Origin of the sequence: Acinetobacter sp. CIP 101934, assembly GCF_000369585.1 — a bacterium.
GTDB lineage: Bacteria > Pseudomonadota > Gammaproteobacteria > Pseudomonadales > Moraxellaceae > Acinetobacter > Acinetobacter schindleri.
In genome coordinates, this window is sequence record NZ_KB850094.1 from 2,956,124 (window position 1) to 2,972,412 (window position 16,289).

General features: G+C 43.3%; 15 protein-coding genes and 1 riboswitch. Of the genes, 9 read left to right on the forward strand and 6 right to left on the reverse strand.

What is annotated here, in order from left to right; all coding sequences use genetic code 11:
* Nucleotides 1–106: 106 nt before the first annotated feature.
* Nucleotides 107–430, reverse strand: a complete 324-nt coding sequence (locus F899_RS14405; protein ID WP_004810087.1) for a pyrimidine/purine nucleoside phosphorylase — start codon at nucleotides 428–430, stop codon at nucleotides 107–109.
* Between the two features lie 418 nt (nucleotides 431–848).
* On the opposite strand from F899_RS14405, the gene recN reads away from it, so the two are divergent.
* The 3 genes from recN (at nucleotide 849) to ruvX (ending at nucleotide 3,616) form a co-directional block, all read left to right on the forward strand.
* A complete protein-coding gene (gene recN / locus F899_RS14410; protein WP_004896349.1) occupies nucleotides 849–2,510 on the forward strand; it encodes a DNA repair protein RecN in 1,662 nt (553 codons plus the stop codon).
* Nucleotides 2,511–2,625: 115 nt separating this feature from the next.
* Nucleotides 2,626–3,180: a YqgE/AlgH family protein gene (locus F899_RS14415; protein ID WP_004810091.1), complete on the forward strand. Its 555-nt coding sequence runs from the start codon at nucleotides 2,626–2,628 to the stop codon at nucleotides 3,178–3,180.
* A complete protein-coding gene (gene ruvX / locus F899_RS14420; protein WP_004810094.1) occupies nucleotides 3,173–3,616 on the forward strand; it encodes a Holliday junction resolvase RuvX in 444 nt (147 codons plus the stop codon). Before F899_RS14415 ends, ruvX begins: the two co-directional genes overlap by 8 nt.
* Nucleotides 3,617–3,709: 93 nt before the next feature.
* Here the strand turns inward: ruvX and F899_RS14425 are convergent, their stop codons facing one another.
* Nucleotides 3,710–4,333, reverse strand: coding sequence for an alpha-ketoglutarate-dependent dioxygenase AlkB family protein (locus tag F899_RS14425; protein WP_004896351.1), 624 nt, complete (start codon nucleotides 4,331–4,333; stop codon nucleotides 3,710–3,712).
* 150 nt (nucleotides 4,334–4,483) lie between these two features.
* Between F899_RS14425 and F899_RS14430 the strand changes: the two genes are divergently transcribed.
* Nucleotides 4,484–6,286: an ABC transporter ATP-binding protein gene (locus F899_RS14430; protein ID WP_005223500.1), complete on the forward strand. Its 1,803-nt coding sequence runs from the start codon at nucleotides 4,484–4,486 to the stop codon at nucleotides 6,284–6,286.
* A gap of 87 nt (nucleotides 6,287–6,373) precedes the next feature.
* Here the strand turns inward: F899_RS14430 and F899_RS14435 are convergent, their stop codons facing one another.
* The 4 genes from F899_RS14435 to F899_RS14450 form a co-directional block, all read right to left on the reverse strand.
* Nucleotides 6,374–7,330 carry a hypothetical protein gene (locus tag F899_RS14435; RefSeq protein WP_228127700.1) on the reverse strand — a complete coding sequence of 319 codons (957 nt, stop codon included), beginning with the start codon at nucleotides 7,328–7,330 and terminating at the stop codon, nucleotides 6,374–6,376.
* 1 nt (nucleotide 7,331) lies between these two features.
* The gene (locus F899_RS14440) at nucleotides 7,332–8,216 is read right to left on the reverse strand and encodes a glycosyltransferase family 2 protein (RefSeq protein WP_005223503.1); all 885 of its coding nucleotides are present in this window, start codon (nucleotides 8,214–8,216) and stop codon (nucleotides 7,332–7,334) included.
* Between the two features lie 2 nt (nucleotides 8,217–8,218).
* Complete coding sequence (locus F899_RS15965) at nucleotides 8,219–8,668, reverse strand: glycosyltransferase (RefSeq protein ID WP_004896357.1); 450 nt, start codon at nucleotides 8,666–8,668, stop codon at nucleotides 8,219–8,221.
* 483 nt (nucleotides 8,669–9,151) lie between these two features.
* Nucleotides 9,152–10,495 carry a multidrug efflux outer membrane protein AbuO gene (locus tag F899_RS14450; protein WP_004896359.1) on the reverse strand — a complete coding sequence of 448 codons (1,344 nt, stop codon included), beginning with the start codon at nucleotides 10,493–10,495 and terminating at the stop codon, nucleotides 9,152–9,154.
* A gap of 292 nt (nucleotides 10,496–10,787) precedes the next feature.
* Between F899_RS14450 and F899_RS14455 the strand changes: the two genes are divergently transcribed.
* The 5 genes from F899_RS14455 to dksA all read left to right on the forward strand — a co-directional run bounded on the left by F899_RS14455 (nucleotide 10,788) and on the right by dksA (nucleotide 16,288).
* Nucleotides 10,788–11,828: a hypothetical protein gene (locus F899_RS14455; RefSeq protein ID WP_004896362.1), complete on the forward strand. Its 1,041-nt coding sequence runs from the start codon at nucleotides 10,788–10,790 to the stop codon at nucleotides 11,826–11,828.
* Between the two features lie 92 nt (nucleotides 11,829–11,920).
* A riboswitch (TPP riboswitch) is annotated at nucleotides 11,921–12,051 on the forward strand.
* Nucleotides 12,052–12,137: 86 nt separating this feature from the next.
* Nucleotides 12,138–14,033 (forward strand): phosphomethylpyrimidine synthase ThiC, encoded by a 1,896-nt coding sequence (gene thiC / locus F899_RS14460; RefSeq protein WP_004896364.1) that lies wholly within the window; start codon nucleotides 12,138–12,140, stop codon nucleotides 14,031–14,033.
* 75 nt (nucleotides 14,034–14,108) lie between these two features.
* Nucleotides 14,109–14,732 carry an NUDIX domain-containing protein gene (locus tag F899_RS14465; RefSeq protein ID WP_004896367.1) on the forward strand — a complete coding sequence of 208 codons (624 nt, stop codon included), beginning with the start codon at nucleotides 14,109–14,111 and terminating at the stop codon, nucleotides 14,730–14,732.
* 5 nt (nucleotides 14,733–14,737) lie between these two features.
* Nucleotides 14,738–15,550 carry a 3',5'-cyclic-AMP phosphodiesterase gene (gene cpdA, locus F899_RS14470; RefSeq protein ID WP_005223506.1) on the forward strand — a complete coding sequence of 271 codons (813 nt, stop codon included), beginning with the start codon at nucleotides 14,738–14,740 and terminating at the stop codon, nucleotides 15,548–15,550.
* Between the two features lie 210 nt (nucleotides 15,551–15,760).
* The gene (gene dksA / locus F899_RS14475) at nucleotides 15,761–16,288 is read left to right on the forward strand and encodes an RNA polymerase-binding protein DksA (protein WP_004810113.1); all 528 of its coding nucleotides are present in this window, start codon (nucleotides 15,761–15,763) and stop codon (nucleotides 16,286–16,288) included.
* Nucleotide 16,289 lies beyond the last annotated feature (1 nt).

Consider the following 16,289-nt stretch of genomic DNA (forward strand, 5'->3'; position numbering starts at 1 on the left):
CCTGCAAAGCCAGCTTCACAGGATTTCTGTATAAATGAAGTTTAACCGATTCGGCAGAAAATTTCCTGATCAGCTTCAGTCCGGTTAGGGAGATGAAATAATAAAATCAGCCTTCAAAATGACAAACGTAATCTAATACATCATCAGTTTCGATTTTAAAACGGCTATTACCTGGCACGTAGAAAGACTGGCCAGCACGGAACAGTTCGCTTTCTTCACTATCCGCAATCTGCACACGGCACTCACCGGAAATGATTTCCATACGCTCAGGCACATGTGTTTCAAATGTAAGTGGGGTTTCAGTCGGTAGAATGACTCCCAGGGTTTTTTTCGTACCATCTTCAAACTGAACCACATGGCTGATGCACAGACCGCCAAAATATACATTTGATTTCTTAAGTACTGAAACATGGTCAAACTGAGCTGACATCCGTTTATCTCCAGAGCACGGGTTTTATAATATTGGAATGGCTGTAGTTTAAATGCGCATTCCTAACTAATCAATCGAAGTTTGCCTAGCTCAGCTTAAAATTTTCTGTATATATTTTGTACATATATTCAATAAGCAAATATATAAAATAAAGTGATTTAAAGGAAAATGAGAAATTCTGCAATGCAAAATCAAATTTAGTAGGATTCGCTGAACTGTAGGGAGTAATCAATTTTGTGGGAAGATTGACCTGCTTTAGTCGTGCATACTGACAATACTACAAAATCTGCTTGTATCATTGACCATAATATAAGATAGAATCAAAGGGTTTCATCCTGATTTATAATGACATACATGATCTGATGCATATCAGATCCTACTTGATTTCAATCAAACTTTTCGCAGCTTGGATGCGTGTATGCTGACACATTTAACTCTGATCAATTTTGCCTTAGCTGACCACCTGGCCATTGATATTCATCAAGGTTTTAACGTGCTCACCGGCGAGACCGGCGCTGGTAAATCTTTGTTGCTGGACGCCCTCTCGGCCTGTCTGGGTGAACGCACCGATACCAACTATGTGCGCTATGGTTCAGAAAAAGCCGATGTGACAGCAACCTTCAGTTATCAGGACAATAGTCCCGAAGCGCTTTGGCTTAAAGAGCATGAACTGGATGATGAGTCGGGTGAAATCCATCTGCGTCGGGTGATTTTTGCTACGGGACGTAGCAAGGCATGGATTAATGGCCGTCCAAGCAGTCTGTCTGAACTGAAAGAAATTGGCCGTTTACTGGTACAACTGTATAGCCAGCACAGCCAGCAACAGCTACTGGAGCCGCCTTACCCGAAACACTGGTTGGACCGTTATTATAATTTTTATGAGCCCGCCCAGGCAGTTCGTGATGCATACAGTATCTGGCATAAAAATATCCGCCAGCATCAGGCAGCACTTGATGCTCAAGCCACCCGTAAACAGCGCATGGAAACACTGGAACTGCAGCTCGAAGAACTTGAAGATGTAGTACAGATTGATTATCAGGAAATTGAACAGGAATTTGATCGTCTCTCTCATCATGAAGCGATCATGCAGGACTGTGTCTATAGTCTGAATGGCCTGGATGAAGCGGAACAGAATATTAATCAGGAGCTTTCCTCTATCCTGCGTCGTGTAGAATCCCATGCTGGTCGTAGTGAGCAGCTTTCTGAAATCCACACTTCTTTGCTCAATGCGCAGAGTGAAATTGAAGATGCTACAGCCAACCTGCGTCATTTTATGGATCGTCAAAGTTTTGATCCTGAACGTATGGAAGAGCTGAATTCACAACTTGAAGTGTTTCACCGTCTGGCACGTAAATACCGTACCCAACCCGAATTATTGAAGGAAGAGTATGAAACCTGGCAGGCTGAACTAGCACAATTGCATCAACTCGAAGATCCAGAAACATTGGCGGAACAAGTCGAATTGTCTTATCAGGAGTTTCTGGCCAAAGCACAGCATCTGGATGAGATTCGTCGTGAAGCAGCTGGTCCATTGGCGAAACAACTGACGGAACAGGTCAAACAGCTTGCCCTGCCAGAAGCCTATTTTGAATTTAAATTTGAACCGCTCGATGAACCAAACAGTGAAGGCTTGAGCTTTATTCAGCTGCTATTTACTGCCAATAAAGGTATTCCGGCACAGCCACTGGCACGCGTGGCATCCGGTGGTGAACTGTCCCGTATTGCACTGGTAATGCAAGTGATGAATGCTGAAAAAACTGAAGCTGAAGTTCTGGTCTTTGATGAGATTGATGTCGGCATCAGTGGGGGTACGGCGGAAATTGTAGGACGTCTGTTGGCCGATCTGGCGCAGCATGTACAAATTCTGTGTATCACCCATCAGGCACAGGTCGCAGCACAGTCTGATCAGCATCTGCTGGTGAAAAAGCAGCAAACCGATCCGGCTAGCAGCACAATTCTTGATTTGAAAGAAGACGAACGTATTCAAGAGCTTGCACGAATGACAGGCGGTGTGGAAATTAATGAAACAACACTGCAACACGCGCGTCAATTACGTCAGCTAAAGTTTCAGCATGTTTAAAAATATTACAATGCTCACAAAAAACTGTTGGTGAATTAACAAAGCTCTAGTAAGTTAAAGGTGAAGATCACACGATTTCTTTGCCAAGAAATTGATTTTAAGGAGAAGCTTTTCGGTGAACAAACAATATTTGACACACCGTTGTCTGATTGCTCCACCAGAAATGCGTGACGATTTTTTTGCCAACACGGTCATTTATCTCGCACGACATGACGAAGATGGAGCGCAAGGCATCATTATTAATCGACCTGCAGGCATTCAGATTAAAGAATTATTGAATGATCTTGAAATCGAAGCAGATAATGTCAATCCTCATGAAGTGTTGCAAGGGGGCCCATTGCGACCTGAAGCCGGTTTTGTGCTGCACACCGGTCAGCCTACTTGGCATTCTTCAATTGCCGTCGGTGAAAATGTCTGTATTACCACATCCAAGGATATTCTAGATGCCATCGCCCATAACCAAGGTGTCGGACGTTACCAGATTGCACTTGGCTATGCCAGCTGGGGTAAAGGCCAGTTGGAAAAAGAAATTGCCAAAGGTGAGTGGCTGATCTGTGAATCTGATATGGATTTAATTTTTAATTTACCTTATGACGACCGTTGGGATGCTGCCTATAAAAAGATGGGCGTAGATCGGAACTGGTTGTCTTCTGAGATTGGACATGCCTGATGTAAACGCGCCACAGATGATTATGGCGTTTGACTTTGGTACACAAAAAATGGGCATGGCGGTTGGACAATCCCTGATTGAAAGTGCCAATCCTCTTGCCTTGTTCCCGATGAAAGATGGAATCCCCAACTGGGATACATTACTGAAAATCGTCAAGCAATATCAACCGACTTTATTTTTAGTCGGTCTACCGCTGAATATGGATGATACAGAATCTGAACTTTCTGCGCGTGCACGCAAATTTGCCCGCCGTTTACGTCATCAAACCAATATTGAAACCTTGATGGTCGATGAACGTCTCACTACACGTGAAGCGCGGGATGAATTAGAGAGTTATCAGACTCAAGGTCGAGCTAAAAAGTTAGCGGCTGACAGTATTGCAGCAGCGCTATTTATTGAAAGCTGGTATCGGCATCCGGTCGGAGTGAATCCTTAAAATAAAAAGCATCCAGATGGATGCTTTTTTAATGGGTAGGCGAAACAAGAAATCTTAAATAAATACGCATGTAATCTTGCTCCTTATATATTTCTAATTTTCGGGATAAAAATAGCGAAAGGTCAGATTGATCCTTGGTGTAATGACTTTCGTGGTCTTGCTAATCTGATGTTTCCAGCACTGCTGGGTTTGCCCACGCATCACAATCAGCTGCCCACTTTGAAGCAGCAACTCTACCAGATCCCCAGTATAGTTATGTTTAAAACGCATTTTGCGGGTAGCACCAAAACTTAAAGAAGCAATGACAGTTTCATGCCGTTTTGACATCAAGCTGGCTTCATTATCACTATGCCAGCCCATGCCTTGCTGACCATGTTCATACAGGTTGGCCAGACAGGAATTAAAGGGATGACCTACCTGCTGTTCAATATGCTGTTTCAATCTCAATAGTGCTGGCTGCCAGATATGGGCTTTCTTCAAGCTGCCCGAATAATGGTATTGGTAATTTGCATCACCATACCAGGCAATTTTACGGGCAGTAACATGGTGCTTGCCAAAAAGGAAAACCTCATCCTGCTCCCAAGCCAGATGCTGCAAAAAATAGTCGAGATATTTCTGACTTTGCTCTCCATTTAAAATCAGACCATGGTCTTCTACTACCCCGTCACAGGGCAAAAGATTGGTTTGAGGCTGGGGTGAAAACAAATCCAGTGTCATGTCAGTTTCATTCTTTTTAGAGCTTTTATCCTGTCATTTTCGCTTTCTGCACACAACTAAAATTGCACAAATCAATACAAATCAGCTTCTTGTGAATGATCATTCAGGGGCATAAACTTGTTTTAACTTTCACAATAAAAATAATACTGCATGGATCTTTGGCAACTCTTTCACAAGCTGCGTCCCTTTGTCCGTCCTTACCGGCTGCTGGTGATTGCGACCCTGATATTGACCCTGATCGGTTCATTTACCGCTCAGGTCAACGCGATCACTTTGCAATATGCGGTCGACAGTATCAATAAGCTGCTTGAAGCAGGTGAAGGACTGAATGAGGGTTGGCATATCCTGATTACCATTTCATCGATCTTGCTGGTGAAAGAAGTGATTAATGCTTTTGTACAGTTTGGACAAAAATTCTATGGGGAAAAGTTGCGAATTTTTGTATCTCAGGATCTGGCACAAGGCATTATTGAAAAGTTTCTGGCCTATCGATTGGCTTTTTTTAATCAGGACAATAACCAGGCCGGTAAATTGCAAACCCGTATTGACCGTGGCATTGGCTCACTGACGCGTCTGGTGCAGATCTTCTTTATTGATATCCTGCCGCTATTTACCAGCGCGATTGTAGCTTTGGGCCTGATGTACTATGCCAATATTTATGTGGGGATGGTAGCCACGGCGATTGTACCAATTTACTTCTGGCTGACCTACAAACAGGCACAAAAACTGGGCGGCTGGCGCCGTAGTTTAAGAGATGGTCGCGAGAAAAAGAGTCAGGGCATTCTCAGTATTATTAACTCGATAACCGTAATTAAATCCTTTAACCGTGAGTCGATTGAGTCCGAAAAGCAGCTCGGCCTACAGCGTGAACTGACCGATAATCAGATGAAAACCCGTCAAACCAGTTTTCTGTTTGATGGTCTGAAAACCTTTATTGAGCAGATTGGCATCGTCCTTATCATTATTCTGACCGCTTATTTTGTGCTTGCTGGTCAGATGAGTATTGGCATGATCATGTATCACGTGCTGCTGTTTAATAATGTCTCGGCACCGATCCGTTCATTGCACCGGATTTATGATGAAGTTAATGATGCCATGATCTATTCCGAGAGCTTCTTTAATATTCTGGAAGCAGATCATGAAATTGAATCCAGTGGACAGCAGAAGCCACCTGTTCAGGGTAAATTTCAGCTGAGCCATGTCGAATTCTATTATCCGAATGGACACCATGCGCTGAAAGATATCAATATGGAAATCCGCCCTAACAAGATCACTGCGCTGGTCGGTTTATCTGGTGCGGGTAAATCCACTTTGATTAGTTTACTGGATAAATTTTATGAACCACAGCAAGGCAAGATCACCTTGGATGGTATTGATCTTCAGGATTATGACACCCAGTATTTACGTGATCATATTGGCTTGGTTCTACAGAAAAATCATATTTTCCAGGGTACGATTTTTGACAATATCCGTTATGGCAAGACCAGTGCCAGTATGCAAGATGTCATTGAAGCTGCGCAGAAAGCTTCGATTCATGAACAGATCTTACAGTTGCCCAATGGTTATGATTCCGATGCCTTGCAGCTTTCTGGTGGACAGCAGCAGCGCATTGCCTTGGCACGCATGTTCCTGAAAAATCCGCCGATTATTTTTCTGGATGAACCGACTGCCAGCCTGGATGCCATTGCTGCTGAACAGATTAAGCAGAGTCTGGATCAGATCAAGCAAGGTCGTACCGTGATTATTATCTCGCATAGCCTGTCGCAGATTATTGATGCGGATTATACCTACGTGATGAAAGAAGGCGCGATTGCTGAACATGGCGAGCATGATCAGCTTTATCATCAGGACGGCGTGTATAAGCAAATCTTTGACGCGATGGCAAAGAGCCTCAATATCGAAAAGATTGCCAAGACCTTTGAGGAGGATTCAGAAGAGGAAACACATAGTTAAGAAGCTGAAAAAGTTCTATTCCCTCAAACATAGATCTAAAAAAAAGCGGCCTAATAGACCGCTATTCAGCGAACCAGTTCAATTTGCCTAAAAGCGTAAAATCCACTCACCTCGAACATAACGATAGTTATAATCTGGCCCATAGAAAGAAGCACTGCGGTTATATCCAGCATTCAGGCGCAAAAACTGCTCACTACGTACAGGACTTTGTAAGTTCAATTCAAATAATCGTGTGTTCTGACTAGCATCATCATTAATTTTTTCACGGCCCAGCCCGGCAGTAATACCGGTGGTCCATCCGGAAATACGTTTACGCCAGCCAATAGCAAACATGCTTTCTTGATAATCTTTCGGATTGAAGTACTCACCCCCTACATCCTTCTCACTACTGCGATAAGTGCGATATCGGGCTTGCAATGTCAGGCCTAGGTCAAGTGAAGGCTGATAGATAAGCCTAACTCGTCCATGATCACGGCGGTTATCATCTGAAAAGAGCTGTGAACCCGCTACTCCTACTACGGTGACATGATCTCCCAGACCTTGATCCAGTGCAGCACCCACAAAAGTAAAATGTGTTCCATATTCTAAAGCAGCTTGGGTTTCAATCCAATCTCGGTTAGCAAAAACTTCAATAGCTGTCTTTTCTGCAAGAAGCGTACGATAACTACCATCGAAGGCTAATAAAGTATGATCACCTTGCTCGAATAGCCCCGCTTCTAAAACCCAGCCATTAGCGGTAGCAGATTCAATATCACGTCCAATAAATGAGATCTTCTGACCATCTTGTTTCCAGTCATCAGCTCTATATTGATAAGCACTGCCACGCACCCCTAAATAATGATCAGCATCTTCATATTGAGGCAAAAATTCTGCTGATAATTTACGAGTCTGGAAACCTTCGCTATCGTCACTGAAAAAGAATTCAGTTCCAGCCGCATGCTCTTTTCCAGTTTGCTGTTCTTGTAATACATCTGCATAATTACTGGTACTCGTCATACTAATGATTAAAGCAACACCATATAGACTGATTTTATAACTTCTCATTTTATTTTGTCCCCCAGGTTTTTCTTGTTCTGAAGACTTCATCCAGATATCCTAAAATACTGGCGGGTTGTAGCAAAAAACTATAGGTCAGCACATACAGTAAGAAACCAACAAAATTTTTTCTTACTTTGAGATTTAAATCTTTAAACATGCTCCGCTCAATCTTGTAATTAAGTAGACCAAGTAGAAATGCCAGTGGCAATAGTGCAAGAGTCATAATCCCAACGATCCAATAGTGTCCAAAGCATGCCAAGATGAGCCCCGGGATAAAGCCAAAAGTAAAAGCAATATCTAACCAGGGAAAAAATAAATTCCAATGAATAAAAAATGTAGACAATCTTGGTTTAATTAAAATAGCGGGATGTTTGATAAAGGCTTCGATCATACCACGTGCCCAACGCTGACGTTGTTTGACAAAGACTTTAAGAGTCATGGGTGCATTGGTAAATAAACAGGCGTCCTCACAATGCCCAACACGATAGCCTGCTTTTAATAAAGCCCAGGTCAGCACAATATCCTCACCTACACATTCAGGCCATCCTCCCACCTCAATTAATGCATCACGGTCATAAATAGAAAAAGCACCTTGAGCAACCAGGGTTCCTTGATATAAAGATTGCAAACGTTTAGTAGCAGCGATGCCCAGAAAATAATCCCATTCCTGCACCTTGGTAAGCATATTCTCACGAGAATTACGCACCAGAATCTTGCCAGCCACAGCACGTGTATTAGGGGGATCTAACTTGTAGCGCTCAACAATATTAATTAATGCCACTTTATGTAAGTAAGAGTCAGCATCAACAGTAATGATAAGATCATGCTCAGCAATTTTTAAACCTTGATTTAATGCATTGGCTTTACCTGCATTTTTCTTTAAATCCAGCAAGGCTAGCCAAGGATATTGGCTTCAGCCTGTCGAACAATATCTGCTGTATTATCTTGGGAGCCATCATTGATAACGATTACTTGTAATGGTCCTGGATATTTTTGCAGAGCAATACTGACCAGCGTATCTTTAATTGAGGCAGCTTCATTATAGGCAGCAACCAGCATTGTAATCCCAGGATAAACGGGTAAAGGTTCTCGCTTCGGTCTTCGATCCATCAACAGACTAAAAGCTGCAAATGAATTCATAAAACCAGGAATAATAGCTATACCATATACGAAAAAAATAGCCGCAAATTGACCAATATAGTTACTCAGATCATCTATCCAATCTTGAGCGATCCATATTGAAAATCCTGCCCAGAAGCAGGCACCAATAAATGCTACAACGAACTTAAGCTGTACAGTAAAGTAAAGCCCAGACCCTGCTTTTTTATTTTCATCTATGATCATAGATTTTTTCTTCAATACGTGAATTTGCTTAATAGGATGCCTAAACCATCCTAAATAGAATTAATTATGTGATCAGAAGAAATGCGGATATTTTCTTATATAAATATCTGTTGCATTAAATATGCCTGCGGGAATTCAAGAACTACTTCACACTTTCAAGGGAGATTGGATCACATTTCGCACAATTGTACGCTTTTTTGTATTATTTTTTTATTAAAAAATATATTTTTTGTAACTTTTGCATTAGTTTATTGCTTAAAAATTATTAACATTTAAATGATTCACTATCTTAAACAAATAATTAGGATTTCATTTTTGTTAATTTATAATAAAAATTTACTATAAATCGGCGTGTCTTTATAGCTTTATTTACCTAGAAAATTAACGCTGCATCGAACCGTATTAGAGAGAAATCCCCCCTGTCCTAAAGCACTGCAATAATGAAAGTAGGGTGGCAATCTATTCAAAAGAGCTTGCTAGATTTTAGTTATATTCTACTAGCCAGGCATTCATTTCCGCTAGCTGCCGTTCATTGAGCTGCCCTACTGAGGCCTGCAACTGCAGCACATGAATCAGGTAATCATACTTAGCATTCAGATAATCAGTTTTGGCAGAAAAAGCATTACGCTGTGCCAGCAGCACATCGACCATAGCTTTCAGCCCTTCCTGATATTGTGCTCGGGATGCTTGGGAAACAATTTCTGCTGATTCCATTGCCGCCTTGCGGGCATTCAGCTTGGCTTCATCTGTTTCCACCTGTAGATAAGACTGCTTCACATCGGTATTAGCTTTACGCATCGCAGCATCCAGCTGGGCATCGCTACGCTGCACCAGCACCCCTGCTTTTTGGATATTCTTACTGGTACGGCCACCGCTAAACAGATTCCAGTTTACCTCTACTCCGACCTGATCAAAGTCTCCATTGGAAGATAAAACGGTTTCTGGCGTCTGTTTCAGATAACCATAAGTTGCCACTGCTTCAACTTGCGGATAGCGTGCTGCTTCTTCAACACGTTTGGCATCTTCGGAATAACGCTTTTGCAGACGAGCCTGTAGAATTTCCAGGTTCTGAGTTTGTGCCAGTTCGGTCCAGGACTGGATATTGGCTGGTAATGGTTTCTGGAACTGGAAATCATTGCGTAGGACCGCCAGATTGTCCTGATAAGGACCAATTAACTGCGCCAGTTGCTCCTGTGCCAACACCAACTGTACTTGGGTAGCGATTCGGTTAGCTTGGGCACTCTGATATTGGGCATTGGCTTCGCTGACATCACTGCGTGCGACCAGACCTTCTTTGAGTTTGGCATTCATCATGCGCAACTGTTCAGCCAGCGCCTGCTCTTCCTGCAAATAAGCACCGGTCAGGGATTGCTGACGTAATACATTAAAATAAGCTTCCGCTACCTGCAAAATATGCTGCTGCTTCTGCAGACGCAAATTGACTTCACTCAGTTCTACTGAGGTTTTGACCTGCTTGTATCCCTGCCAGGCATCCCAGCGAAACAAAGGTTGACGCGCAGTCACAGCAATCTGTCGGGTGGTTGTACTTGAACCCTGTAATTCCCCAAATTCCGCAGGCAAGCCTTGTGTTCCAGAATTATCAGTCGACTGGTTTTTTCGGGTCACATTTCCCGACAGGCTTACAGTTGGAAGTAAATTGCCGCTGGCAATTCCAAGATTCAGCTGGTCGGCTTCATATTGCAGTACATTGGCCTGCCAGTTTGGATCATTTTGTTTGGCACGCTCATACGCCTCAACCAAGTCCAGTGCCCATACGGCAGAACTTGAACACAATAGGCTGGCACTAAGGATGAATTTTATCTTCATTTATAATGTGAATCCCTAACTGCTGCATCGTCATACATAACAAAATATAGCCAAATGCTTGAATCTTAAAGTGATACAAATATTACTTGTCTATTCCTAAACTTACGTATGATTTTTATTAATTTTTTAATTCAAATAAGTGAATTTATCCTATATTGATTCACATTTTTGAGTCGATGACAACAGCTTAACAAACAGCTTCACAATACTAAACAGTCTGTTGGCACAAGATGTATACAATAGGTGCATTCCCCGCTGTTATTCATTATTTGTATCAGAGCATAGAGTTATAGTGTCTACACGTTTTTCCTCAATTTTAGTTGCCAGCTGCCTTGCCCTGCTGCTGTTGCTGATGCTTGCCTGTCAGCAGCCCAAACAGCCGCAGGTCGAAATTGAGCCTGCTGAAACTAGTGTCAAGAAAAATACTGCAACTCAAGATTTTAGCCTGATGTGCCAGAATATTGAAAAACAGATGGCTGAAATTGATGACCAGCGCACAACTTTTGCACTTGAGCAGATCAATCAGAATCTTAAAGTGTGTCTGCCACTGTTAGAGCATAAACAGCAAAAAAACCTGATGCGTCATGCCAATGCCATGTATAGCCGTTTCCTGAAAGTTGAAAGAACACCAGCCCAGCAACGTGCATTTGAACAATATGCGCTGGAAATGGCTCAACATCCGACCATTCAGCAAAGTCATTTTGTTGAACTGACTGCCCGTGACCAGTACCTGCTTAAACATAAGGGACAAGCATATGTCGAAGTGGTGGAGCAAGGGGAACAGCAACTGACTTATCGTCGTAGTCCTGAATATTTGGCTCGTATCTTTGCACCTTATCTCCCGGCAGCAGAACGTGCTTTTATTGAAACCTTGTCTCAGCAGAATCTTGAACCGGTATTCACGCAACAACGCTTAATGATTGAACCTGCTGAAATTGCTGCGCGTATTCTGGATTGGGAGGATTATCTCAAGCGTTTTCCGCAAAGCCCTTACCAAAAGGATGCTGAATATCTGCTACAGCAATACAGCTACTTCCTGTTTCATGGCATGAATAGTGCGCCAATTTCCCAGGATTACCGGGATCGTTATGCCGTTGATCACAGCCATCTGGAAACCATTATCGGTCTGTCTAAAGGAAATGAAGGTGGTATCACTTCCAAGGCACAACGCTTTCTAGAATTTCTGGATATGAATGAAGAGCAGCGCAAACAGGTGCTTGACAGCGAATATCAGAACCGTTCAGCCTGGGAACAGATTGCCCATTATTCCGGAATTCAGATGCCAGCCCAAGACTATAAAAAAGACTGTTTCAGGGACGCCATCTGTTTATAACAACCCTGTTTCCCTGAAATCTTTACTGCATATTTCTGCTAGAAAGTAGCGAATCACGTCTACTTTTTATTCCCTAACTATTATATGATCGCCTGAGCTTGACGGAGCGCGAGTAATCACTCGCTGAGATCACCAAAATAGCCTTTTAGAGTGCAATTTGATGGTGAGTACCGTTGAACCTGATCAGGTTAAGACCTGCGTAGGAATCAAGCCTCTAAAAACTTAAAGCCCTCTTTCTATCTATAAGATAGATCCGCCTGCGTTTTTGGTCGTGCTTGATTCGTTGATGTCATTCTAAGGATCATTGCCATGAACCAATTAACGAATCTCTCCACTCCCGCAACCGATGCTCATCATGAGCAGGAAGCTCGAGATCTCACCCGTATTTTACCAGCTTCCCGCAAAGTCTATATTCAAGGTTCACGCCCTGATATTCAGGTGCCAATGCGTGAAATCTCACTGACAGATACTCCCACAGGTTTAGGCGGTGAAAAAAATCTACCTTTAATGGTGTATGACACGTCTGGTGCTTATACCGATCCTGCAATCACGATTGACCTGAACAAAGGTCTGCCGCATGTACGCGAAAGCTGGATTGAACAGCGTGGTGATAGCGAAGTACTAGAAGACTTAAGTTCCGAATTTGGTCGCCAGCGCCTACGCGATATCCGTACTGCCAATATCCGCTTTGCGCATATTCAAAAACCCCGTCGTGCCAAACGCGGTCACAATGTCAGCCAGATGCACTATGCCAAGCAAGGCATTATTACACCGGAAATGGAATACATCGCCATTCGTGAAAATCTGCGCCAGCGTGAAGGTGTCGATATGCGCCAGCATGCCGGACAGAACTTTGGTGCGAAAAACCTGACTGAAATCACGCCTGAATTTGTGCGTCAGGAAGTTGCAGCGGGTCGTGCCATTATTCCAGCCAATATCAACCACCCTGAATGCGAACCGATGATCATCGGGCGTAATTTCCTGGTCAAGATTAATGCCAACATCGGTAACTCGGCACTGGGTTCATCCATTGAAGAAGAAGTTTCAAAAATGACCTGGGCGACCCGCTGGGGTGCTGACACGATTATGGATTTGTCTACAGGTCAGAATATTCATGAAACCCGCGAATGGATTATCCGTAACTCCCCTGTGCCAATCGGTACTGTGCCAATTTATCAAGCGCTGGAAAAAGTGAATGGTGTAGCCGAAGACCTGACCTGGGAAATCTTTAAAGATACCCTGATTGAGCAAGCCGAACAGGGCGTGGATTACTTTACGATTCATGCTGGCGTGTTATTACATTATGTCCCACTAACTGCGAACCGTCTAACCGGGATTGTATCCCGTGGTGGTTCAATCATGGCGCAATGGTGTCTGGCCCATCATCAGGAAAACTTCCTGTATACCCATTTCGATGAGATCTGCGAAATCATGAAAGCCTATGACGTCTCGTTCAGTCTGGGAGATGGCCTGCGTCCGGGTTGTATTCAGGATGCCAATGATGAAGCACAATTCTCTGAGTTACGTACTTTAGGTGAACTGACCCATCGTGCCTGGGAGCATGATGTACAGGTGATGATTGAAGGTCCAGGCCATGTGCCAATGCATATGATCAAGGAAAATATGGATCTGCAACTGGAAGTCTGCAAAGAAGCGCCTTTCTATACATTGGGACCACTGACCACCGATATCGCTCCGGGATACGACCATATTACTTCCGCCATTGGTGCCGCGATGATCGGCTGGTATGGCACCGCGATGCTGTGTTATGTGACGCCAAAAGAACATTTGGGTCTGCCAAATAAAAAGGATGTGAAAGACGGTATCATCACCTACAAGATTGCCGCACATGCAGCGGATCTGGCCAAAGGCCATCCGGGTGCACAGGCACGTGACAATGCCCTGTCCAAAGCCCGTTTTGAGTTCCGTTGGGAAGATCAGTTTAACCTGAGTCTGGATCCGGATACGGCGCGCAGCATGCATGATGAGACCATGCCGAAAGAGGCACATAAGTCAGCGCATTTCTGTTCGATGTGCGGTCCGAAATTCTGTTCGATGAAGATCACCCAGAATGTGCGGGATTATGCGAATAATCAGAAAAATGCACAGCAGGCAGCAGAGCTCGATCCAGAGGTTGAAGCAGGTCTTAACAGCATGAAAACCAGCTTCATTGAAAGTGGTCGAAATTTATATCATAAAGTCTAATTCCCACTGAAAATCAGTTGTTTTTGCTAAAAACTCAGATAGGATGAAATAAATGTTTTCATCCTTTTCTGATTTATGAAGATTATTCAGCAAGCGTCCTATAACTATAATGATGTCGACCTGCAACAGCGCGAATATCTGTATCAAGGATTCGTGAAAGTCGAAAAAGTGCAGCTGAGTCATCGTCTTTTTGAGAGCAAGGAATATATTCCTCCGATTCAGCGTGAACTGATTGCGCGGCGTCCTGCAGCTGGGGTGCTGATTTATAATGACCAACAACAAAAATTTGCCTTGATCGAGCAGTTCCGTATTGGTGCACTGGATGATACCGATTCCCCATGGCAGTTAGAAATCATCGCCGGGGTTTTAGATGGTGATGAATCTCCAGAGCACTGCATCCGTCGTGAAGCACTGGAAGAATCTGGCTGTGAAATCCAGGAGTTGCAACATCTGTATAGTTTCTATCCTTCAGCGGGTGCCTGCTCTGAACTGTTCCACCTTTATGTGGCTCAGGCAGAACTGCCTGAACATGGCGGTGTACATGGCATGCCGGATGAAGGGGAAAATATCCAGCTGCATATTTTTGATTATGCCCACCTTCCAGAATTATTCCGTTATAACCGCCTCAAAAATGCGCCCGTCATTATGGCATTACAATGGTTACAGCAACATATCTCAACAGCCTATCCAAAGGAGTAGATCAGATGACACAGACCTCTACTCCTGCATCTGAAAAAGTCTGGACGCTCATCCAGATTTCAGACACGCATCTGATGGACCAGCCTGAGCTTGAATTTGCCCGCATGAATCCGGAGCAAAGCTTTTTAGAGGTCGTACACGACATTCAGCAGCGTTTTCCGCATATTGATGCGGTGGTACATACCGGAGATCTGGCCCAGGTTGCAGCAGAATCTACCTATCAACGTTACTTACAATTTATGCAGGCCTGGAATGTGCCGCATTATCAGATTCCGGGTAATCATGATGATTATCTCGCTATTTTCCCTTTTTATAAAAATAGTGATGAAGCGCATGCGATTAGCTTTGGTTGCTGGACGTTAATTCTGCTCAACAGTGCTGTAAAAGGCCGGGTCGATGGCTGGGTAGAACAAAAACAGCTGGATCAGCTGGAACAGTTATTGCTTGAACATAGCAAGCAGTATGTGATCGTGGCCTGTCATCATCATCCTTTTGCGATGCAATCACACTGGATTGACCAGCATCGGCTGAAAAATTCAGAAGCATTGAAAGATGTGATTGCACGACATACCAATGTCAAAATGGTGCTATTTGGACATGTGCATCAGGATTCTGAAAATGAATGGCAGGGCGTACGCTATCTGTCTACCCCTTCAACCAGTGTACAGTTCAAACCCTTGAGCGAAAATTTTGCCTTAGACCAGGCGCAGCCCGGCTATCGCGTATTACAATTAAAAGACAATGGTGAGTACCAGACTTACATTCAAAGGGTAGTTTTAAAGCAAGCTAAAATTAATACTGAAATTTCAGGTTATTAACTTTTCAATTTGTTTTTTTTGCTTTACTTTATTGCTCTTAAAGGAAACGTGATATCTACAATCCCGCCATCAAAGACTATCAAAACGCATAAAAAGTCTATATGATGACGACCCCCATAGGAGGATAATCCTTCTTCGGGGTGGATAAAAATTTGCATATCACCATATTTTTTGCGTAGTTACCTACGCATATGATGAGGAATGCCCTAAATGGCGAATGACAACCAAAATCAAGTCTTAGATGAACAAACTGATGTGGTAGATGAAAAAGCTACAAAACGTGTGCGCAAATCTAAGCCAAAAACGACTGAAGGTGGTTCTACTGCTAGCTTATTTGGTATCGAACCTTATCAACCGAAAAAAAATGAAGAATACATGTCTGAAGGTCAGCTTGAGCACTTCCGCCAGATTCTGCTGGCTTGGAAAGCTGAGTTGATGACTGAAGTTGACCGTACGCTGAATACCATGCAAGACGAAAATACGGCACTTCCAGATGTAAACGACCGTGCAACACAAGAAGAAGAATTTGCGATTGAACTACGTACCCGTGATCGTGAACGTAAACTGATCCGCAAAATCGAACAGTCTATCGAAGCAATCAAAAATGATGACTACGGTTTCTGTGAAACTTGTGGTATCGAAATCGGTCTGCGTCGTTTAGAAGCTCGTCCAACTGCGACTTTGTGTATTGACTGTAAGACTCTTGCTGAAATCAAAGAGAAGCAAAATAACGGTTAAT

Excerpts from the sequence above, each read along its gene's own strand:
- F899_RS14405 (WP_004810087.1), bottom strand. The coding sequence starts at position 430 with ATGTCAGCTCAGTTTGACCATGTTTCAGTACTTAAGAAATCAAATGTA.
- recN (WP_004896349.1), top strand. The coding sequence starts at position 849 with ATGCTGACACATTTAACTCTGATCAATTTTGCCTTAGCTGACCACCTG.
- ruvX (WP_004810094.1), top strand. The coding sequence starts at position 3,173 with ATGCCTGATGTAAACGCGCCACAGATGATTATGGCGTTTGACTTTGGT.
- F899_RS14425 (WP_004896351.1), bottom strand. The coding sequence starts at position 4,333 with ATGACACTGGATTTGTTTTCACCCCAGCCTCAAACCAATCTTTTGCCC.
- F899_RS14430 (WP_005223500.1), top strand. The coding sequence starts at position 4,484 with ATGGATCTTTGGCAACTCTTTCACAAGCTGCGTCCCTTTGTCCGTCCT.
- F899_RS14435 (WP_228127700.1), bottom strand. The coding sequence starts at position 7,330 with ATGAGAAGTTATAAAATCAGTCTATATGGTGTTGCTTTAATCATTAGT.
- F899_RS15965 (WP_004896357.1), bottom strand. The coding sequence starts at position 8,668 with ATGATCATAGATGAAAATAAAAAAGCAGGGTCTGGGCTTTACTTTACT.
- F899_RS14450 (WP_004896359.1), bottom strand. The coding sequence starts at position 10,495 with ATGAAGATAAAATTCATCCTTAGTGCCAGCCTATTGTGTTCAAGTTCT.
- thiC (WP_004896364.1), top strand. The coding sequence starts at position 12,138 with ATGAACCAATTAACGAATCTCTCCACTCCCGCAACCGATGCTCATCAT.
- F899_RS14465 (WP_004896367.1), top strand. The coding sequence starts at position 14,109 with ATGAAGATTATTCAGCAAGCGTCCTATAACTATAATGATGTCGACCTG.
- cpdA (WP_005223506.1), top strand. The coding sequence starts at position 14,738 with ATGACACAGACCTCTACTCCTGCATCTGAAAAAGTCTGGACGCTCATC.
- dksA (WP_004810113.1), top strand. The coding sequence starts at position 15,761 with ATGGCGAATGACAACCAAAATCAAGTCTTAGATGAACAAACTGATGTG.